At 48.4% G+C, this 20,124-nt stretch carries 17 protein-coding genes; 10 read left to right on the top strand and 7 right to left on the bottom strand.

The genetic code is table 11. The features are described from left to right. Positions 1-9: 9 nt before the first annotated feature. A complete protein-coding gene (locus H7A02_08280) occupies positions 10-891 on the bottom strand; it encodes an SDR family oxidoreductase (GenBank protein MCP5172245.1) in 882 nt (293 codons plus the stop codon). 396 nt (positions 892-1,287) lie between these two features. Here H7A02_08280 and H7A02_08285 point away from each other — a divergent pair, with 396 nt between their 5' ends. The 3 genes from H7A02_08285 to H7A02_08295 are packed head-to-tail and all read left to right on the top strand — an operon-like array spanning position 1,288 to position 5,011. Then, positions 1,288-2,361, top strand: a complete 1,074-nt coding sequence (locus H7A02_08285; GenBank protein MCP5172246.1) for a 2Fe-2S iron-sulfur cluster binding domain-containing protein — start codon at positions 1,288-1,290, stop codon at positions 2,359-2,361. Positions 2,362-2,413: 52 nt separating this feature from the next. Beyond that, positions 2,414-3,886 (top strand): aldehyde dehydrogenase family protein, encoded by a 1,473-nt coding sequence (locus H7A02_08290; protein MCP5172247.1) that lies wholly within the window; start codon positions 2,414-2,416, stop codon positions 3,884-3,886. 15 nt (positions 3,887-3,901) lie between these two features. Beyond that, complete coding sequence (locus tag H7A02_08295; protein MCP5172248.1) at positions 3,902-5,011, top strand: NAD(P)-dependent alcohol dehydrogenase; 1,110 nt, start codon at positions 3,902-3,904, stop codon at positions 5,009-5,011. 100 nt (positions 5,012-5,111) lie between these two features. Here H7A02_08295 and H7A02_08300 read toward each other — a convergent pair whose 3' ends face one another. The 6 genes from H7A02_08300 to H7A02_08325 form a co-directional block, all read right to left on the bottom strand. Beyond that, positions 5,112-5,615 (bottom strand): MarR family transcriptional regulator, encoded by a 504-nt coding sequence (locus H7A02_08300; GenBank protein ID MCP5172249.1) that lies wholly within the window; start codon positions 5,613-5,615, stop codon positions 5,112-5,114. A gap of 233 nt (positions 5,616-5,848) precedes the next feature. Beyond that, entirely contained in the window at positions 5,849-7,006 is a 1,158-nt protein-coding gene (locus tag H7A02_08305) for an acyl-CoA dehydrogenase family protein (GenBank protein MCP5172250.1), read from the bottom strand. 107 nt (positions 7,007-7,113) lie between these two features. Next, positions 7,114-8,349: an acetyl-CoA hydrolase gene (locus H7A02_08310; protein ID MCP5172251.1), complete on the bottom strand. Its 1,236-nt coding sequence runs from the start codon at positions 8,347-8,349 to the stop codon at positions 7,114-7,116. After that, positions 8,346-10,052 (bottom strand): enoyl-CoA hydratase/isomerase family protein, encoded by a 1,707-nt coding sequence (locus H7A02_08315; GenBank protein MCP5172252.1) that lies wholly within the window; start codon positions 10,050-10,052, stop codon positions 8,346-8,348. The genes H7A02_08310 and H7A02_08315 overlap by 4 nt, the downstream gene beginning before the upstream one ends. A 39-nt stretch (positions 10,053-10,091) precedes the next feature. Beyond that, the gene (locus H7A02_08320; protein ID MCP5172253.1) at positions 10,092-10,886 is read right to left on the bottom strand and encodes an enoyl-CoA hydratase/isomerase family protein; all 795 of its coding nucleotides are present in this window, start codon (positions 10,884-10,886) and stop codon (positions 10,092-10,094) included. A 34-nt stretch (positions 10,887-10,920) separates the two neighbouring features. Then, positions 10,921-11,676, bottom strand: a complete 756-nt coding sequence (locus H7A02_08325) for an SDR family oxidoreductase (protein ID MCP5172254.1) — start codon at positions 11,674-11,676, stop codon at positions 10,921-10,923. Between the two features lie 743 nt (positions 11,677-12,419). Here H7A02_08325 and H7A02_08330 point away from each other — a divergent pair. From H7A02_08330 to H7A02_08360, 7 genes are all read left to right on the top strand, one after another. After that, positions 12,420-13,586, top strand: a complete 1,167-nt coding sequence (locus H7A02_08330; GenBank protein MCP5172255.1) for an acyl-CoA/acyl-ACP dehydrogenase — start codon at positions 12,420-12,422, stop codon at positions 13,584-13,586. Between the two features lie 33 nt (positions 13,587-13,619). After that, positions 13,620-14,531 carry an SDR family NAD(P)-dependent oxidoreductase gene (locus tag H7A02_08335; GenBank protein ID MCP5172256.1) on the top strand — a complete coding sequence of 304 codons (912 nt, stop codon included), beginning with the start codon at positions 13,620-13,622 and terminating at the stop codon, positions 14,529-14,531. A 47-nt stretch (positions 14,532-14,578) separates the two neighbouring features. Beyond that, the gene (locus tag H7A02_08340) at positions 14,579-15,430 is read left to right on the top strand and encodes a MaoC family dehydratase N-terminal domain-containing protein (GenBank protein ID MCP5172257.1); all 852 of its coding nucleotides are present in this window, start codon (positions 14,579-14,581) and stop codon (positions 15,428-15,430) included. Positions 15,431-15,654: 224 nt separating this feature from the next. Continuing rightward, a complete protein-coding gene (locus tag H7A02_08345) occupies positions 15,655-16,620 on the top strand; it encodes a TetR/AcrR family transcriptional regulator (GenBank protein MCP5172258.1) in 966 nt (321 codons plus the stop codon). Between the two features lie 605 nt (positions 16,621-17,225). Next, positions 17,226-18,431 (top strand): phosphotransferase family protein, encoded by a 1,206-nt coding sequence (locus tag H7A02_08350; GenBank protein ID MCP5172259.1) that lies wholly within the window; start codon positions 17,226-17,228, stop codon positions 18,429-18,431. Continuing rightward, the gene (locus H7A02_08355; GenBank protein MCP5172260.1) at positions 18,428-18,949 is read left to right on the top strand and encodes a hypothetical protein; all 522 of its coding nucleotides are present in this window, start codon (positions 18,428-18,430) and stop codon (positions 18,947-18,949) included. The genes H7A02_08350 and H7A02_08355 overlap by 4 nt, the downstream gene beginning before the upstream one ends. Positions 18,950-19,007: 58 nt before the next feature. Beyond that, the gene (locus H7A02_08360) at positions 19,008-20,012 is read left to right on the top strand and encodes a hypothetical protein (protein MCP5172261.1); all 1,005 of its coding nucleotides are present in this window, start codon (positions 19,008-19,010) and stop codon (positions 20,010-20,012) included. Positions 20,013-20,124: the final 112 nt, after the last annotated feature.

Here is a 20,124-nt window from a genome sequence, read left to right on the forward strand (position 1 = left end):
TCTGCTCCGTTATACCGAACGCTTTTCTTTTTCTTTAGCAACAGAAGCCTGGATAGCCTCACGAGCACTCTGCCAGTCTTCATCAGTCATCGATGAAAGACCCGCAAATGTGCTGTGCCCGGCCAGATGATGTGCACCATCAATCGCGATAGTTTGACCTGTGAGATAGTCACAGCCATCAGACATCAAAAACACCACCAGATTCTGCAACTCCGGCATTTTACCAAAACGACCTAGTGGAATCGTGGAAGAATCCGTAGCGCCAATACCTTTACCAGTAGGGTCTAATTTATCCCATGCACCCTCTGTAGGGAAAGGGCCTGGAGCCATAGCATTTACTCGAATACCCGCACCGCCCCACTCCACGGCCAGAGACATGGTCATGGCATGAATAGCCGTTTTAGCCATGGTAGCGGGAACAACATAGGCAGAGCCGGTCCAGATCCAGGTGACCAGATTACTGAGAACAGAACCCGGCAAACCCTCTTTCAACCAACGCTTACCGACAGTAGTTGTCGCATAATAACTACCATCCATAATCGTTGAACAAATAGCACGATAACCGCGAGGAGAAATATCTTTAGTAGGCGAAATAAAGTTCGCACCCGCATTGTTGATCAGACCAGTCAGGGGGCCATCTTCCCAAATAGAGTTGACCATCTCATCAATCGAATCCGGGTCACGAATGTCATTAATGCGGTAATGAATGCGCCCCGGCGCAATGGATTCCAGCTCGTTAACGGCTGTTTGCAATACTTCTTCACGACGTCCGGAAATATAGACTTCTGCTCCTTGCTGCAACAACCCTTCGCTCATCGCCTTGCCCAAACCAGTGCCACCACCAGTTACCAGAATCCGTTTACCCGACAGGGCATTTTTATCAAACAGCATTGAACGTACCTCTCTTCTTAGAATCTACTAAATCTATTGAATAAATGACAAAATTATCAGGAAAATATCTATTGACAAACCCGGCCAATCCATCCAACTCAAGCTTCGCCACACTTTATATGTGGCATTTTTTTTAAGCAACCGGTTTTTCCCGCAAGGTAGCAAAGTCGCGCTCTTTAAAGCAATACAGCGCTGCTCCCGAACGTCAGATTATACCAGTTATTTAGTACGGTAACTAACCAAAAGGTAGCGAACATAAAACTGTATTGACAGCCATCAATATCTTGCTTACGGTTGACAAACTTGCCTTGAATTCAGGGCGGTTTCACAACCCATAAATAACCAACAAAAAAAGATAACAATAAAAACTTTCTTTATTATTTGAGGAATAAAGCAGTGTCATTACGGCGTTTATTTAAGTTTTCCTCCGAGGAAAAAACCGTTCACATCTCACCCGCCAACATTGAATTCAACACTACAGGAAAGATCTCGATCCTTGAATCAGGGCTTGCGAAAGGCTTGGCAATGCCTCACAGCTGTACTGTGGGCACCTGTGGCACCTGCAAGTGTAAATTGCTAAACGGTAAAATTCGTGAGCTAACCAATTTTGCCTACGTCCTCACCGAAGAGGACCTGAAAAACAACTACATCCTCACTTGCCAGTCTGTCGCAAAAACCGATGTGGAGCTGGAAATCGAAGACTTTGAGTCAAAACATCTAACACCGCCGGAAGACTTTGAAGGCCGCATTGTTAAAATGGTCGATATCACACATGACATCAAACAGGTAACAGTCGAACTGGACAGACCTATTCATTTTGATGCAGGACAATACGTACAGTTAAGTACCCACTCAATTTACGGCGCCCGCTCCTACTCCTTTGCAATGGCACCCGAAAATAGCGGCAACAAAACCATCAGCCTGTTTATCCGCAAGGTTCCCGGCGGCGAATTCACAGGCAAACTATTCGACAACCAGCTAAATGACGCTCCACTCAAAATCCACGGACCTTCAGGCAATTTCTGGCTAAGAGAAGGCAGCGGCCCCATGCTTTGCATTTCCGGTGGCAGCGGTCTGGCGCCTATTGTCAGCATGCTGGAACAGGCTGTAAAAAACCCTCCCGGCAAACCTTGCGTGGTGCTGTTTGGAGCCAGATCCCAAGCCGACTTGTATGCCATTGAGCGACTGAAAGCAGTGGAGCAAAAATGGAACAGTGTCTTTTGTTTTATTCCTGTGCTATCTGACGAACCTGAAGACAGTGGCTGGCAAGGCTACCGTGGATTCGTCAACACAGCCATAGCAAATGCAGCCGGACAGTATATTTCCGAAGAAACCGATATCTATATGTGCGGCCCACCACCCATGATTGATGCGTCTACCGAAACCCTGAAAGAATTGGGCGCTAACGAACACAGAATTCACTTTGACAAGTTCCTTGATTCCAGTCACGGCATTGTCAGACAAGACTAAATGAGCGTTACAATTATAGCCCGCATGACGAGCAGCTAGACAGGAACACCAAATGAATATACCCGAAAACATTTTGCTCCCTACCAGAAAACTGCTTATTGGTGGCGAATGGGTCAGCGCCAGCCAGGAAGAAAAAATTACCATTACCAACCCCGCAACCGGACAGGCTTTCAGTGAGATCGAAAGTGGCTCAGAAGCAGATATAGACTTGGCTGTAAAAGCAGCGAGAAGAACGTTCGAAAGCAGCGCCTGGCGGCGTATGCGCCCCCTGGATCGCGGCAAAATACTGTCCCGCGTTGCGGATCTGATTGAAGCAAATGCCGATGAGCTGGCAGTGCTCGAGTGCCTCGATAACGGCAAGCCACAACATTTGGCAAAAATGGTCGACGTGCCGTCTGCAGCTGAAATATTCCGCTATATGTCAGGGTGGTGCTCCAAGCTGGGCGGTAAAACCCTGCCTGTCTCCGGCGATGGCAGCCACTATCACGCCTACACCCTTCGCCAGCCAATAGGGGTCGTTGGCGCTATCGTTCCCTGGAACTACCCCATGGCAATGGCCGCCTGGAAAATTGCCCCAGCACTGGCTGCCGGCTGCACAATGGTATTAAAGCCGTCAGAAGTTACCCCGATGACAGCATTAAAGCTCGGCGAACTTTGTCTCGAAGCAGGCGTACCGGAAGGCGCTCTGAATATTGTCACTGGTTACGGCCACACCGCGGGGCAGGCGCTTATTAGCCACCCGGATGTCGATAAAGTCGCCTTTACCGGCTCAACAAATGTTGGCAAACATATACTTCGCACCTCCGCTGATAGCATGAAGCGAGTCAGCCTGGAGCTGGGCGGCAAATCACCCACCATTATCATGCCTGATGCAGACCTGGAAAAAGCAATTCCCGGCGCAGCCATGTCGATATTTTTCAATTCGGGGCAAATCTGTTTTGCCGGCTCTCGTCTGCTCGTTCATGAGGATGTTTACGATGCTGTCGTAGAGGGAGTAGCTCAGGTAGCCAAGTCGCTACCAATGGGCAGCGGCATGAAGGCGGAGACCATGATTGGCCCTGTGGTTTCCGAACAACAGCAGAAACGCATCATGGACTACATCAATATCGGTCGAGAGGAAGGCTCCGAGATTGTAACCGGCGGAGGCAACGGCGGGCTGAATGAGGGTTATTTTGTCGAACCCACGATTCTGGCCAACACATCAGCCGACCAGAAAGTCTTCCAGGAAGAAATTTTTGGCCCGGTACTAACAGCAACCCCCTTTAAGAACATTGAAGAAGCTATCCAGTTAGGCAATGATTCCTGTTACGGCCTGGGAGCTAATGTTTGGTCTCAAAACATCAATACGTGCCACAAACTCGCGGATTCTCTTCAGGCAGGTACTGTCTGGACCAATTGTTACTTTGTTGTTGATCCAGCCATGCCTTTTGGAGGTTTCAAAGAATCCGGTATCGGTCGTGAAGTAGGCGAAGAAGGTATCAATATGTATACTGAATCCAAGTCTGTTTGCATCAAGCTTGACTAAAAAAAGAGGATGATCATGAACAACATTAAAGCGGCCATTGCTCGTGGCCCAGGGCAAGAGTTTTCCGTTGAAGAAGTCCAGCTGGACGACCCAAGAGAAAACGAGGTATTAGTCAAAATTTCTGGTGTCGGCATTTGCCACTCAGATCTCGCCGCCAAAGAGCAGCACCTGCCATTCCCTATGCCTGCAGTGCTAGGACACGAAGGGTCAGGTATTGTCGAGAAAGTCGGCAGTGGCGTCACCCATGTGGCGCCAGGCGATCATGTGGTACTTTCCTTCGTATCATGCGGTCATTGTGGTGCCTGTAATAATGATCTTCCCAGCTACTGCCAGGAAGGCTTTGTCCCCCAAAATCTTGCCGGTATGCGTGAAGATGGCTCAAAAGCTTATCACCAGAATGGAGAAGATCTCGCCAGCCATTTCTTCGGGCAATCATCTTTCGGCACTTATGCCCTGGCAAGTGCATCCAATACCGTAAAAGTTCGCAACGATGCACCAATAGAAATGCTCGGGCCCCTGGGTTGTGGTATCCAAACGGGCGCAGGCAGTATTATCAAGGCAATGGCCTGTGAACCCGGCAGTAGCTTGGTGGTAGCTGGCGGCGGCGGTGTTGGCCTCAGTGCCGTAATGGGTGGCGTCGTTCAACAGTGCAGTACTATTATTGTGGTTGAGCCTCAGGAAGCACGCAGGGAGCTGGCTCTCTCCCTTGGCGCAACACATGTCATTGACCCATTGAACACAGAAAATCTGACGGAAGCTATTAGAGCAATCAAACCTGAAGGCGTGAATTATGGTTTCGATACCAGTGCTCGACAAGATGTGATCGAGGGTATCACCCTCTCTCTGGCTCCGGCAGGCACTCTGGGGCTGGTTGGGATTCCGGGGCCAGACCAGCCAAATGTAAGCTTTAACGTGATGTATATGCTCTCCATGGGTATTACCGTTATGGGGATAACCGAGGGCAATGCTAACCCATCCAAATTCATACCAGAGATGGTGGATATGTTCATGGAAGGTCGTTTCCCTTTTGACAAACTCTGCAAGACATACACCTTGGATCAAATCAACGAAGCGGTCGTGGATAGCCATACAGGAAAATGCGTAAAAGCAGTACTGATCCCCTAAGGCAGATTGAGCGCCACTCTGATTTCAGTAATATACCGCACACTGAAAAACAAAAGCCCTCCATAGCGAGGGCTTTTTAATGCAACAAATTCGTCGGCGATTACCGCTCCAGCGATTTCTTGATATTTTGCAGGTTATGTTTCAGCTGGCTCAGCATTCGATAGTTATGCTTCACATCCTCCAGGCTAATATCCTTTAATATATCTTCATTCGCCTCAAGCGTTAGCTGGCGCATTTTCCCCACCACTGTACGACCCTTGGGCGTCAGAAAAATATTATTGACCCGCCTATCTGAAGGGTCGGATCGCCGTTCAATCAGCTTATTAGCTTCCAGACGATCAATCAGGCCGCCCAGAGCCACCTTCCCCAATCCCATCAATTCAGCAAGTGCGGACTGGGGCACACCCTCACTTCTCGACAAGTATGCCAGCAACCATGCCTGAGAGCGGGTGATATTGAGAGGTTTATATTTTTCATCAAGAACAATCCGGCGAAGCCGGGCACAGTCGTGTATCAAAAAGCCGATACTAATCACCCAGTCCTCATCACTCTTCACATCATCCCCCGGAAGAGCATTCTCAAAATTCAACGACTTCTTCTTCATATTGTTTACCAGAGCCTTTTATTTGCCAGATGCCTACCTGTAATACTGCAGGACGCTTCACACCAATACTGTATGCAAGCGTACAGTTCAGATTCAATAATTTTCACCTGTATCCCTATATGAATCAAGTAAAACATCATAAAACTAAAATCAACTTGAAAATGGGCACCCAAAAAAAAGATGGCATACCACCGTATGCCATCTTTATCAGATCAAAACAATTGATCAGGATACTACTTATTCTTGTAAGGCTTCAGCATATCCTTGGCAATGATCGTTTTCATGATCTCTATTGAACCACCGGCAATTTTAACGATCCGGGCATCAGCGTAAGCACGACAAATAGGATACTCCCACATGTAACCCCAACCACCAAACAGCTGTAGACATTCATCAACAGCCTTGCAGTGCAGGTTGCTCAATTGCATTTTTGCAATCGCAGCATCAACCGGATCCAGCTTACCTTCCATAAACAGTTCGATACACTTGTCTGTATAGACACGTCCGACAACCGCTTCAGCTTTCAACTCAGCCAGTTTGAACTGGGTATTCTGAAAATCAGCAATAGTCTTACCAAAAGCTTCGCGCTGAGAAGTATACTCAAGCGTCCATTCGATGACTGTTTCTGTGACGGTCGCGCTGCGAATAGTCTGCGCAAGGCGCTCCTGGGCAAGCTTTTGCATCATGATGGCAAAGCCCTGTCCTTCTTCGCCCAGCATATTAGCTGCGGGAACCCGAACATCTTCAAAAAACAATTCAGAAGTGTCCTGGGCTTTCATACCCAGTTTATCCAGATTGGTGCCGCGCTTGAAGCCTTCCATATCACCTTCGATCAGGAACAGAGTGACACCTTTAGCACCTGCTTCGGAATCAGTTTTGGTAGCCAGCACCAACACATCACACATTTGACCGTTGGAGATGAAAACCTTCTGGCCATTGATAATATAATCGTCGCCGTCCCGAACAGCCTTGGTGCGAATAGCTTTCAGGTCACTGCCCGCATGAGGTTCGGTCATTCCAAGAGACCCAATCCATTCACCGGTCACCATTTTTGGAAGGAATTTCTTCTTCTGCGCTTCAGTTCCAAACGAGTTTATATAGGTGGCCACCAGATCTGTGTGGATTAAAAAACCCGGGCCGGAATAACCCGACCTGAACAGTTCTTCAAATACGATAACATCATAAAGATAATCAGCACCAAATCCGCCATATTCTTCAGCGATAGTACAACAGAGCAACCCTGCCTCACCCGCTTTCAGCCACAAATCCTTTGGCACAATGCCATCCTTTTCCCACTGAGCATGGTAAGGAGCAATCTCTTTCTCAATAAATTTTCTTACACTCTCTCTGAACATATCATGTTCAGCATTGAATAAAGTACGCTCTATCATCAGAATCAACCACCAAATTAAATGGACACATACATACTATACGTTAGTTAACTATCTCCGGCAACAGCTTTGCCACCCCTAATCGGCTGCATCGAGAAACGCAGTGACTAAAACGCTGTCCTGGCCGCCTCAGCAAGAGCATCCCTGTGCGCGGGATCAGCAATTGCAATCATCCGGGCAATGCGCTCCGACAATCCTTTGCCTCTCAACTCTGCCACCCCAAATTCGGTAACAACCACATCCACATCCAAGGCAGAAACTGATGGCTGACAACCCTGCAGCACAGGAACAATACGGGAGATTTCTCCCGATTTGGCAGTGGCATTAAGAGCAATAATCGAACGGCCATTTTCCGAAGCCAAAGAACCTGCGACAAACTCAGGTAACCCCCCAGGGCCAGAAATATAGCCCTTGGGCAACACTGAAGAATTCACCTGCCCAAGCAAATCTACCTGTAGCGCGCCATTCACAGCAACAAATGAATCGGCAGAGGCGATATAGTCGACATCGTGAGTCGTTAAAACTGAACGAAAAGAAACCCTGTTATTGTTGTGCAGCGCATCGTAAAAATCTTTAGTGCCAAGAGCAACGCCACCAAGTATAGGCGTATCCGGGCACAAAGCCCCCGCAGCATCCAGCTCCAGAGCCGATGCTTCAATCAGACCCGAGTGAATTTTCAGGCCTCGACGGTCCTGAATAACACTCGCAACCGCACCAGGTATACTGCCCAGCCCAAGCTGTAAGGTTGCACCATTCTCAATAAAACCTGCGATATTACAAGCGATCTGCCGACTTACATCATCAATCCTGGCCGCAGCAGTCTCTATCAGAGGTGAGTCAACCCTGACAACAACATCCAGCTCTTCAAAAGCAATTTTTTCTCCGGGAATATATGGCATTTGGCTGTTGATAATACCAACCCTGGTTTTTGCGGCAGGCAAGATAAACGGCGCAAAATCGGAGGTTACACCATAACTGCAAAATCCCTCTGCATCGGGCTCGCTTAGCATAACCACAGCAACATCAACCGGGTTTAAGAGATAATGGCGAATAATTTCCCGATAGCGCCAGGGACAGTAATTGACGCCGCCATCCACTGAAGAAACCGCCATTTGAGGTGTCATAAAATACGTTTGACAGCGCGCGTTATTGGCAAGCGTGGAATAATTGCACTTATTGATTCCCGGAAGAAAAATCCCGCTGATATTCAGCGGGTTATTTTCAGAATTCAGCGCTATCCTCTCAAACCCGGGAATCTCTGCCGCACAACCCGACAAATAGACCGAGCCACCCCCAACCAGTAACGCCTCTAGATCGCCAATAGCTGGCAGATGATTGGTCATAGGTGCCCGTGGCTGGCTGGGCTGACGTTATAGCTGGCTTTAATTTTTAGTGCGTGCTTGATTTGCTTGACTGACTCTGTCACTTCAGGTGAAACAGCATAGTCACTCAACTCATCTCGCTGCAACATGGCAAGATAAGCTATTGGACCGCCGGTCCATTTTGGCCATCCGGCACCGAGTACTGCAAGAACATCGGTTTCTTCATAGCGATCATCGCAATGTCGCCAGATTTCCATCGCAATAGATGCCAATAAATTTAACCCGGCTACGCGATCCTCACCACTTACCACGCCAACATCAACATGCCCGCACACGTGATCAAAAAGGACATCCGCATCCACGGCTTTGGCTGCACACGCGGCTTTCTCAACCGACATACCACTATGCTCTACCGCATCCCGAACAGCCGAAACTATCAGCTTCAGGCCACCTTTCGCGAAAGTCCACACCGGTATTTTGCCCATTGCCATGGCAAGATCCAAAGCGCTTGCACTGAGTTCCTCCGGCGCTGAAACCTCGACCGCTTCAGCAAATTTCAGACTGCTCAGGTAGGTGATCGCACCAACTCCCGGTGTCGACTCCCCCCCCCTTCTTGCCTCGCACAGCTCAATACAGGAATCAGCATCAAGATCACCGGAGAGGTCTGCCTGCCCGGCATCAAATACAACAATAGCCGCCTCGGAAGGTTTTTTGATCTCGGCTTTGCGGGAGACACCTTTTGGCATCGGCTCAACAGAAGACCACGCCAGAGATTCCAGCCTGGCAGCATTAGGCGCAATATAATTGTGCGCCCATTTGGGCGCTGCGGTTTTGTTCAGAAAACAAGTCACAACCATATTCGCTGCAATGGGGTCACTCATAAGATCAACAAAAATATCCCATTCAACGTCAAAACCTTTATCAATTTGCAGACCTGCTCCATCGCCCACGCAGCGGATAATAGCCTCCACTGCCGGGTAGAGGTCATGCTGGCGTCCGCTCCAGCCACCGACGTCACGGCAGTACTGCGCCCAATCGTTGCGCTCCAGCAAGGTTTGATCTCCTGTCGGCAAGCACCAGGAAGCGTCATCCCACTTGGCTTTTGGCTCTATCTTTTTAACAAGATCAATTGCCTTCTCCAGCAACTCATCCTCAGCAACCACCTGATCAACCAGCCCCATTTCCAAAGCATACCGGGGTGTCACCGGAGCACCATCAAGCAGCATTTTCATAGCGGGCTCAATACCGATATAGCGAGGGAGCCGTTGTGTCCCCCCGGCGCCCGGCAAAAGAGCCAGTATAATTTCCGGCAACCCGAGAATCGGCGCTGGTGTGTCGACACAGACCCGAGCATGACACGACATTGCCAACTCAAGTCCGCCTCCCAGCGCCAGGCCATTGACTGCGGCCACAACAGGAATCGGCGCTTTCTCTATACGTCGAAACAGCTTGCCAAGGTGACTGAAGCGATCACGCATGGTTTGCCAGTCTGCATCAAACCGCATATTGGCAAAATCCTTGATCATCACCAGATCAGCACCGGCAACAAACGTGCTCTTGCCCGAACGCAGAACCAGACCTTTAAGTTCACTTGAGGCTCTCTCCAGGACAGTCTCAAGGTCTTCCATCATGTGTTCTGAAAATACGTTAAGCGGCCTTCCCGGCATATTCAGAGTAGCAACCCCGATACCGTCTTCACGAACTTCTAAAGTGATATTTTTCATCGCGTTTTACTAATCCTGAAATGGCTTAACGTTTCTTCATTACTTCACATATTTATGGAAATCAGGTTGACGCTTCTCATTGAACGCATTAACCCCTTCCTGGGATTCTTCAGTATCGTAATACATTTTCACAGCTTGCAAACCAAACCCACCCAAACCTCGTATGGACTCAGTGTCTGCGTTGAAAGATCGTTTGGCGATAGCCATTGCTGTCGGGCTATGCAGAGCCATCGTTTCACACCAGGCAGTCACTTCAGCCACAAGATCCGCAGCAGGCACCACCTTGTTAACCAGCCCCATCTCAAGCGCCTCCTGAGCGGTATAACGCTTGCACATAAACCAGATTTCACGCGCTTTCTTTTCGCCCACGATGCGCGCCAGATATGCAGTACCAAAACCGGCATCAACAGAACCCACCTTCGGGCCTACCTGACCCATTTGGGCAGTATCAGCGGCAATCGTCATATCACAGATAGTTGCCAAAACATTACCACCACCAATGGCAAAGCCATTGACTGCCGCAATTACCGGCTTGGGGATATCGCGAATCGCCGACTGCAGTTCGTCAATGGGTAAACCAACAACGCCACGACCATCATAATCACCTTCATGATTGGACTGATCACCACCGGTACAAAAAGCTTTGTCGCCCGCACCCGTCAGAACTACGCAGGAGACATTTTTATCACTGGCTGCCGTCAGAAAAGCGTGTATCAGTTCTTCAACGGTTTGCCCCCGGAACGCGTTATACACTTCAGGTCGATTAATGATAATCCAGGCAGCGTGGTCACGGATTTCATATTTAATATCTTGATAGGGTAATGTTACAAACATAGCAATACTCTTCTATAAATTAAAAAAACGAGGTTTAGCTCATCGTTAAACCGCCAGACACAGAGATGGTCTGACCTGTGATGTAATCAGCGTCTGAAGAGCCAAAAAAGGCGACAATACCAGCATAATCTTCCGGTGTGCCCATGCGACGCAGCGGGATACCTCGAGCCATGGAATCTTTCCACTTCTCGGCTTCTTCACCAGTACCCACAACTGCAGCCATAGCAGGCGTATCAGTTGGTCCAGGACACACAACATTCACCAGCACGTTGCTGCGAGCCAGCTCGCGGGCCATAGATTTGGTAAAAGAAATGGTACCGCCCTTGCACGCCGAGTAAACCGCTTCATTACTGGTACCAACACGCCCTGCGTCGGAAGCAATATTAACCACGCGCCCTTCTTTGCGCTCGGCCATACGCTTGCAAACGGCATAGTGCATATTGATTGGGCCATACAGGTTAAGGTTAACAATTTTTTGCCACAAATCCGGACCTGTAGACAAAAACGGAGCGGGCTGATCCCAGCCGGCACAGTTAACCAGCATCCAGACCGGACCAAGATCGTTCTCAACAGCTTCCACCGCGGTCTCTACCGCATCAAGACTGGTGATATCAGCATGAAAGAACTTGATAGTCCCTTCACAGGAAGCGATCATTTTTTCACCAGCTTCAGGGTTAATATCAAAAAGTGCCACCTTGGCACCGTCCGCACCAAGCCGTTTAACAATCGCTCCGCCAATACCGCTGGCGCCACCGGTAACAATTACTACCTTATCTTGCAAATCACTCATGGATAAACCCTTTATTAATAAGACTCAAGTTAATAACGCTTCTTCCAGACACTAAAAAACAAAACTTTTTATAAACCTGGGCGCAAGATATAACAGGCACAAGATATAAAAAGCACACGAAAGACAGTCGTTACAAGCACTTCAATTTCAGGGCGGCTATCATAAAAAATTAGTTAGCTACTGTAAAGTTCGTTATATTAATTACTCGCAACAAACAACTGCAACCAACAGCATTATAGTACCTGCTGACATATCAGCTTGCACCCCCTACAAACCAATAGATATATGGCTTCAACTGATAAAAACCAGCCATCTTGAGCGCCAACTTGAGCACAAAAACGGCAAATATTGCGCTATAATCAGCGACCGAACTTTCATGCCAGCAGGAGTTTACTCTTCAGCAGAAAATCGTGAGGGAGTGGCATTGTTTTTTAGTTTGCTACTGTACAGTTCATTATGTTATTGTAATTTAGTGAAAAAACTGTGGGTAAAAGGCATCTGTACACCTCTGCAGCACCCGGGACTCCCGGGCAAATAGCACAAAACGGAGCAGATATTAAGCACCTAATACTCATGATTCTCACATAATCAGAGGAAACCAGCCTGAAGATCTCCACATAAATTGGAGGTAAGATGGCGCTTCTTTATATTGTTAGTTTGCGCTTGGCAGAAACAGGAAAACGTTAGACAACCCCAGACGACCTCGCCATTATTTCAAAACCATAAACACAAGGTAAAAGCTTATGGATTTTTCTATATCAGAAGATCACCTGGCACTACGTGAAGGCGTAGCTGCCATTATGCGTCGCTTCGATGCGGAATACTGGCTGGCCAGAGATGAAGATGGCCAGTTTCCTGTTGACTACCACAAAGCCATGGCAGACGCTGGCTGGCTGGGCATCACCATGCCAGAAGAGTACGGCGGATCAGGATTAGGCGTTACCGAGGCCGCCATTATGATGCATGAAGTCGCCAGCCACGGCGGCGGTATGGCAGCCACTTCAGCAGTCCATATCAATCTGTTTGGACCTCACCCCATTGTAGTCAAGGCCTCCCCCGAACAAAAAGAGCGCTGGATTCCCCGCCTGATTTCTGGCGAAGATCAATGCTGCTTTGGATTTACCGAACCTAATGCAGGCCTGAATACGACACAAATCACTACTTTTGCCGAAAAAGTGGATGGCGGTTACATTGTTAACGGCCAAAAAGTATGGACATCTACCGGCCAGGTTGCCAACAAAATCATGCTGCTGGCGCGGACCAAAAAAATTGAAGACTGCGCCAAACCTACCGACGGGATCTCTATTTTTTATACCGACATGGATCGCAGCAAAATCGAAGTCACTCGCATTCCCAAAATGGGGCGTAAATGTGTCGACTCTAACTCCACCTTTATTGATGGATTGTTTGTTCCTGACGAAGATTTGATCGGCGAAGAAGGCAAAGGCTTTTCTTACATTCTTCACAGCCTGAACCCTGAGCGTGTTTTGATCGCCGTTGAAGCCATCGGCATTGGCCAGTGGAGCCTGAAAAAAGCCACGCAATACGCCCGCGAACGCGAAGTTTTTGGTCGCCAGATTGGTCAGAATCAAAGTATTCAGCACCCGCTGGCCGAAAACTGGATGTATCTGGAAGCTGCTTACAATATGGCCATGAAAGCAGCCTGGTTATACGACAACGGACATCCCTGCGGAGCTGAAGCCAATACCGCCAAGTTTCTCGGCGCACGCGCCGGATACGACGCAGCCTTCCAGGCAGTAATGACCCACGGCGGCATGGGCTACGCTAAGGAATATCACGTAGAAAGAATGCTGCGTGAAGTTACCGTAACCCGCATCGCACCAATTACAGAGCAACTGATCAGCTGCTTTATTGCTGAAAAAGTTCTCGACTTGCCGAAGAGCTACTAAATCAAGCGCTACTAAATTCAAGAGTGATTAACTATGGGAATTCTCGAAAATAAAACTGTCATTGTTACCGGCGCTGGTCGCGGTGTAGGTAAAGCTATAGCCTTAGCTGCGGCTGAAGCAGGCGCCAACGTTGGCGTGAATGATATCGGTGTCTCGCTTACTGGTGACAGCACCGGTGAAAGCCCCGCCGATGAAGTGGTAGCAGAAATCAAAGCCGCTGGCGGTAATGCTATCGCACTGAAAGAGTCCGTATCCGACTGGGATGCCGCTCACAGCATGATTGAAGAAACTGTTAAAACTTTTGGCAGTGTCGACGCCGTCATCAATAACGCGGGCAACCTGCGTGATGTCATTTTCCATAAAATGACTGAAGACGATTTTGATGCCGTGATTAACGTGCACCTGAAAGGCACTTTCAACATGAGCCGCGCTGCAGCCCCTTACTTTAAAGAGCAAAATGGCGGCGCCTTTTTACACATGTCTTCAACATCTGGCCTTGTCGGTAATTTTGGACAAGCTAACTACTGTGCGGCCAAGCTCGGCATAGTTGGCATGTCAAAAGCCATCGCTTTGGATATGCAGCGTTTTGGCGTTCGCTCCAATGCCGTTGCACCCTTTGCCTGGACGCGAATGGTCAGCTCTATCCCAACAGACACACCTGAACAACAAAAACGCGTAGAAGGGCTGAAAAAACTGGTTCCCGAGCGTCTGGCACCCTTTGCCGTTGCCATTTGTTCCGATCAGGCTAAACACGTATCAGGCCAAGTATTTGGCGTGAGAAACAATGAAATCTATCTATTCTCACAAAGCCGTCCTATTCGCACGGCCCATACTTCAGATGGCTGGACCCCTGAAACCGTTATCGATCGTGTCTTCCCGATGTTCGAAAACGACTTCTATCCGCTGCATCGCTCTGGCGATGTATTCACTTGGGATCCGGTTTAATCGACTCGACCACCCCCAACGGTCTTTAATTATCAGGTAAACCTGCTATGGCTATTAACCCCGAAACTTTACTTAACTGGACATTTGATGACGTTGCCCAGGAGTATACCGAGCGTGATGCTATTCTTTACGCGCTGGGGTTAGGTCTTGGCAAAGACCCTCTGAATACAGATGAACTACGATATGTTTATGAGAAGGAATTGACCGCCGTCCCCACTTTTGCGGTTACCCTCTCAACCCTTGGCTTATGGGTTAAAAACCCGGGCACAGGCATCACCTGGACAAAGCTCGTACACAGTGGACAGAACGCTATTTTTCACAAGCCATTGCCCGCCAAAGGCAGCGTAATTGGTAAAGCAAAAATCAGCCAAGTCTATGACCGCGGTGCCGAAAAAGGCGCCATAATTATTGTTGAACGCAGCATCTACGATGCCAACACAAATGATCTTTACTGCACTCTTGAGCAAACACTGATGTTGCGCGCCGATGGCGGTTTTGATGGCGAAGCACCACCCGCTCCCTCAGTAGCGATTCCGGACCGCACACCGGACAAAACCCTCTCGTATGCCACCACCCCCGGACAAGCCATCATTTACCGCTTATCCGGCGACTGGAACCCTCTGCACATTGACCCGGAAATAGCCAAAAGCGCCGGCTTTCCGCAGCCAATACTGCACGGCTACTGTAGCTACGGGATAGCTGGCTGGGCGGCCTGCCTAGCAACCAGCAAAAATACGGCGCAACTAAAACAGCTTGAATGCCAGTTTACCGGTCCAGTGATTCCTGGCGATGAATTCACCTTCCAATTCTGGAGCACGGAAGACAGCGAGTGGGTATTCAATGCCAAGGTGAAAGACCGCGTCGTGCTCAACAAAGGGCGCGTGCAGTTCGAAAATTAATTGCTGCTCAAGCCAAATAGTAGCACTCACCCGTAGCAAGCTCCCTGTGGAGTAGCCCCTCCTATAAACAGGTGATAGCCCTAGCGAATCAACACAACATGCCAGAACTAAAGTAATCCTCAGATAACCCCAATCTCTCTCCTATTTAACAAATAGGAAATTGCCCCTTCAGGCCCACTCCGATAAAGTGTGCGCACAAAGCGCAACACCAGACGGAAAACCTCATGGCACAGCAAAGCAGAGCAATCAATGTCCATTTGGGGCAGGAATTAAAATCAAACTGGGCAGAGTATTGCGCAAAAATAGGCAAAACTCCCGGCGTTGCCATCAAAGAAGCCGTTGAGCTACTGCTGGAAACATCCCCTCACCCCCCGCTTGAACAACAAGATCCACCCATAGACAGCGAACCAAAAACCAGAATTCAGGCGCTTATAACGCCGTCTGAGAAAAAAGCCATCGCCGCAAGGGCAAGACTCACACGACTCTCCCAACAAGAGTGGATCAGAGAGGCCATCAAAGAACACCTTCAACAAACAGAAACCTTTACATCTAAAAATGAGCAAAAGCTGACTCACAAAAGGCAACCTAAACGCGCCAATGAGCCAGACTCCCCCATAGAAAACAAACTACTAATGGCGATGGAGAGCCTGATAGAACGCAACAGAAATTTTGGCTCAGTGACCGTTGAAGAGCTTTCAAAAGAAGCAGGCATCGCTCGTGCTACTTTTTATTTACACTTTTCAGATAAGGCTGAATTAGTCGCCAAACTTATGCAACACCTTACAAAAGATGTCGTTGATAGCGCCGGAACCTGGTTTGAAAAGAGCCAAAATCCTACCGGGAATATCAACATCCGAAGCACTGTATCAGGAATATTCAAAACATTTAAAAAACATCATGCCATCCTGGAAGCAATTACTCACACCTCGAAATACGACCAGAATGTAGCCAGACTCCACCAACAAATGATGGACCAATTATGCGCACAAAGCCGACACGCTATTTATAAAAACACCGGAGGAAAATTACCCGAAGGGGTCTCATACGACATCCTTGCTGATGTCCTGACACGCGTAATCGAAATGTATTGCGCAGAATACATTTCGGATTATGACGATGAACAACTCGAACGACTTATCGACACATTTTCCCATATCTGCCACCAAGCTATCTTCTCAACTGCACCGTAAGCCACCGGTAGAGGTGACAACCAGAGTAAACCCAAACCGCGTCGACTCCATAACTGCGGGCTTCCAGATCATATAAGCGCCCGCAATCAACCGATAAACTCCATTCAGGCTTGGCATTTCCGGAGTTTCAAAACCCCGAACCACCCTACGACCTGCCCCTCGTATATTAATCACACCTCTTACACCCAAAACAAACCCTTAATATCGTTATTCACAGATCTGACAAAAACCCAACAAATTGTGCGCACAAAAATCAATATAAGCTTAAAAAATACCGGAAGACGGTTTCGCGTAAAACTGTCTAAAAAAACCCTAACAGACTCATAAAACAACTCTCCAATTTCTAAAATGTGCGCACAAGAACAACAACAATCAAAAACTTAATTTACAGAAAAATCGACATAAAGACACTTATTCGTCAACCAGAAAACCCAATTAAAACTATATATATCAATAGATTAAAGTCAACCGCAACTATCAAAACACTGTTGACAGCAATCAATTAATATAGACAATACGTCCATATAAACACGCGAATGTCTCGACACCAGACCTGCAAGCAAGATGTTCGGCATCAGAATTAGCACTAGAAGAGTATCCTGGACATGATGAATAAACGTTACTTCGATGATGACACCATCGAAGCCATTCGCTCAAAGTACAAGGTGGAACGGACAGTAGACGAAGCTCTCACAGACAAACTAATCCGCCGCCGGGGGGAAGACTACAAACTCCCCTCTCTGAGTGAACTCACTGACCGCTTGCGATTATTTATCGCCAGCAACCTCTCGGAGCCATTCGAAGTAAATAATCTCAAGAGGCTGCCCGGTGGTGGCTCAAAAGAGATGTTTCGCTTTGAACTCATCCGCCTTACAGAATCAGGCAATAAACCACAAAACCTGATTCTCCGCATGAATCCGGGGGAGTCTATCGCCGAAACGCATCGACTGAGAGAGTTCCAGGTAATGGACGCAGCAAAGAATATCGTTCCCGTTCCCGATGTTTACTGGGTAGATGCCGACGGCTCAATTATGGGCAATTCAGCAATGGTCTGCGGTTTCGTTACAGGCGTCGCCAAACCCACGCAGGCACATGGAGACGGAGGAGCTGTCAGCGGCATAGGGGCAGGGTTTCCTCATAAAATGCGCAAGCCATTATTCGACCAATTTGTTAACTATCTTGTCGCCATTCACAACCACGACTGGCACCAGAATGATATGTCGTCATTCGACTTGCCGGAGAAAGGCTCAACCGAAGCCGCCAGCCTGAGCCTGAACCACTGGAGCCGCGTTTGGGAAGAAGACAGCTTCGAAGAACACCCCGTTATTACGATGGCCGCACAATGGCTTAACAGCAACCTTCCCAGCGCTGAAAACATTTGCCTGATTCATAACGACTACCGCAACGGCAACTTTCTTTTTGATGAAGAAAGCTTGCAAATTACGGCCATACTTGACTGGGAAACTGCGCGTTTCGGCGACTTCCATGAAGACCTCGCATGGGTATTGTTCTCTGGCTTCGCATCCCCGGACGAAAACGGAAACCCGCTGGCATGCGGCCTTGCCTCCAGAGATGAATTTATCCAAAGCTATCAGGCCTTGAGCGGCCGAGTTATCGACCCCATTCGCCTTCACTACTACACCGTACTTAACCTCTACAAACTCGCCATTTTAGGTTCGGCATCAAATGCGCGTGCCGCTGCAGACAAACAAAGTCACCTGGATGTCATGATGAATTTCAGCACAGGTCTCGGGTATTCGGTATTGGCAGATCTTTACCAGCTTCTCAACTCGCATGGAGATACCCAATGAAACCAGATGTTAACCAGCATTTACAAAGCATGAACAAGGCCTTGGTTGAAGTCATCCTGCCCGAGCTGGAAAGCAAGCCTTTTGCAAAAGAGCAGGCCTCGCTGATTTCAGCTTCCCTGCAATTACTTGTCGAAGTGCAGGAACATGAATTTCACTACATCAAACAGGAATATGAAGACACACGCACACTCCTTAAAGACTGGGCAAAAAGCTTGTCGCCAGACAGCGGAATTCAACAGTGGGAGAGCATCACCGGGCTCTCCTACCCGGATCTTGAAAGGAGCGACTTTCTGTTTATCAAAGAAGAGACCCCAGAACTCAAGTCAGGGCTGAGGGCATTAATGGATAACGCCATGCCCGAAAAAGGCTCAATGCTGGATAACAAGCTCCAGACGTATATCCGGCGTCAACTGGAACGGGAAACCTCCTGGCTGAGAAAAACAGGGTTTATCGACAATGCTGAAAAAATACCAGCTATTAACGACGTTCTGATTTCACAAGCAGCAAGCCCCTTATAGCAGGCAACTACTGATTTTAGGGGTATGACTTCTCTCACCAACAAATGAGGACAACACAATGATTACACAAGATGATATTCACTTTCACACACCACCAGACGCTGATTACCTTTGGACAGAGACCAACTATTTCAGCTTTATCATCCCTGAAGAAGGGCTGCTGGGTTCCGTTTACGTTGTTATCCGCGACGGTTTAGGGGTGATGTCTCAAGATGTTTGCATTTATAGCGGACTGACCGATAACCGTGCCGAGGCGCTTTATATCGATAATCACCAGCACCTGCCATCACCTGAAAAAATGACGGATATCACCACGCCAAAAGGGTTATCTATCAAAACAACTTCCCCCAAAGACTACCGTATCGACTACCTAGGGTTTGATGACACGGAAGTGCACTTTGACTTCAAGGGATTAATGGAGCCGTTTGACATTCACGATCCGGAGCAAAGTCCTAAAGCAACCACCAACAAGGAATCCCAGGTTGAAGGGTCCGGATTTGGAACAGGCTACGGTGGCCACTTTGATCTAACCGGTCATATCACCGGCACCCTAAAACTTCGCGGCAAAGAGTACCAAATCGACTGTGTAGAAACCATGGACCATAGCTGGGGACCTCGCCCCGAAACCCACATGCCACCGATTGGCTGGATACACGCCCACTTTGGTAAAAACCTGGCTTTCCACTGGATTGTAGGTTGCGATTATCAAAAGCCTGTCGGCAGCCAGCAAAGCCTCGCTCACGGTTATGTCATGGAAGATGGTAAAGCCTATGGATTGACTGACGTGAAAATGCGCACCATCCGCTCCGGCGTAATTACGTGCACCCACGAAGTAGAAGCCACCGATGTGCGCGGTAAGGTCTGGAAGTTCTATGGCGCCTCAGAAGTTGGCGCCCCTTGGGTGTGTTACGTCAGCACCATGTTGTACATCGCACTAATGCGCTGGACGATGGATGATGGGCGCGTCGGTTATGGAGTGTCGCAAGAAAACCACTCTATTCAAGAGCTCAACAAACAACGCGGTAAAATGTGGCTGGACCAGCAGTCTAAAATCACTTCGTAAACACAGCGAGATTCTGGAAGGTGGTTCAGCAAAATTCTGCTGAACCACACTCGCGGGTGTAATATCGAACAAGCTGTGCTGCAAAAATAATTGACACAAAATCTATTTAAAT

This window comes from Pseudomonadales bacterium, from assembly GCA_024234435.1.
Classification (GTDB): Bacteria; Pseudomonadota; Gammaproteobacteria; order Pseudomonadales; family Porticoccaceae; genus JACKOF01.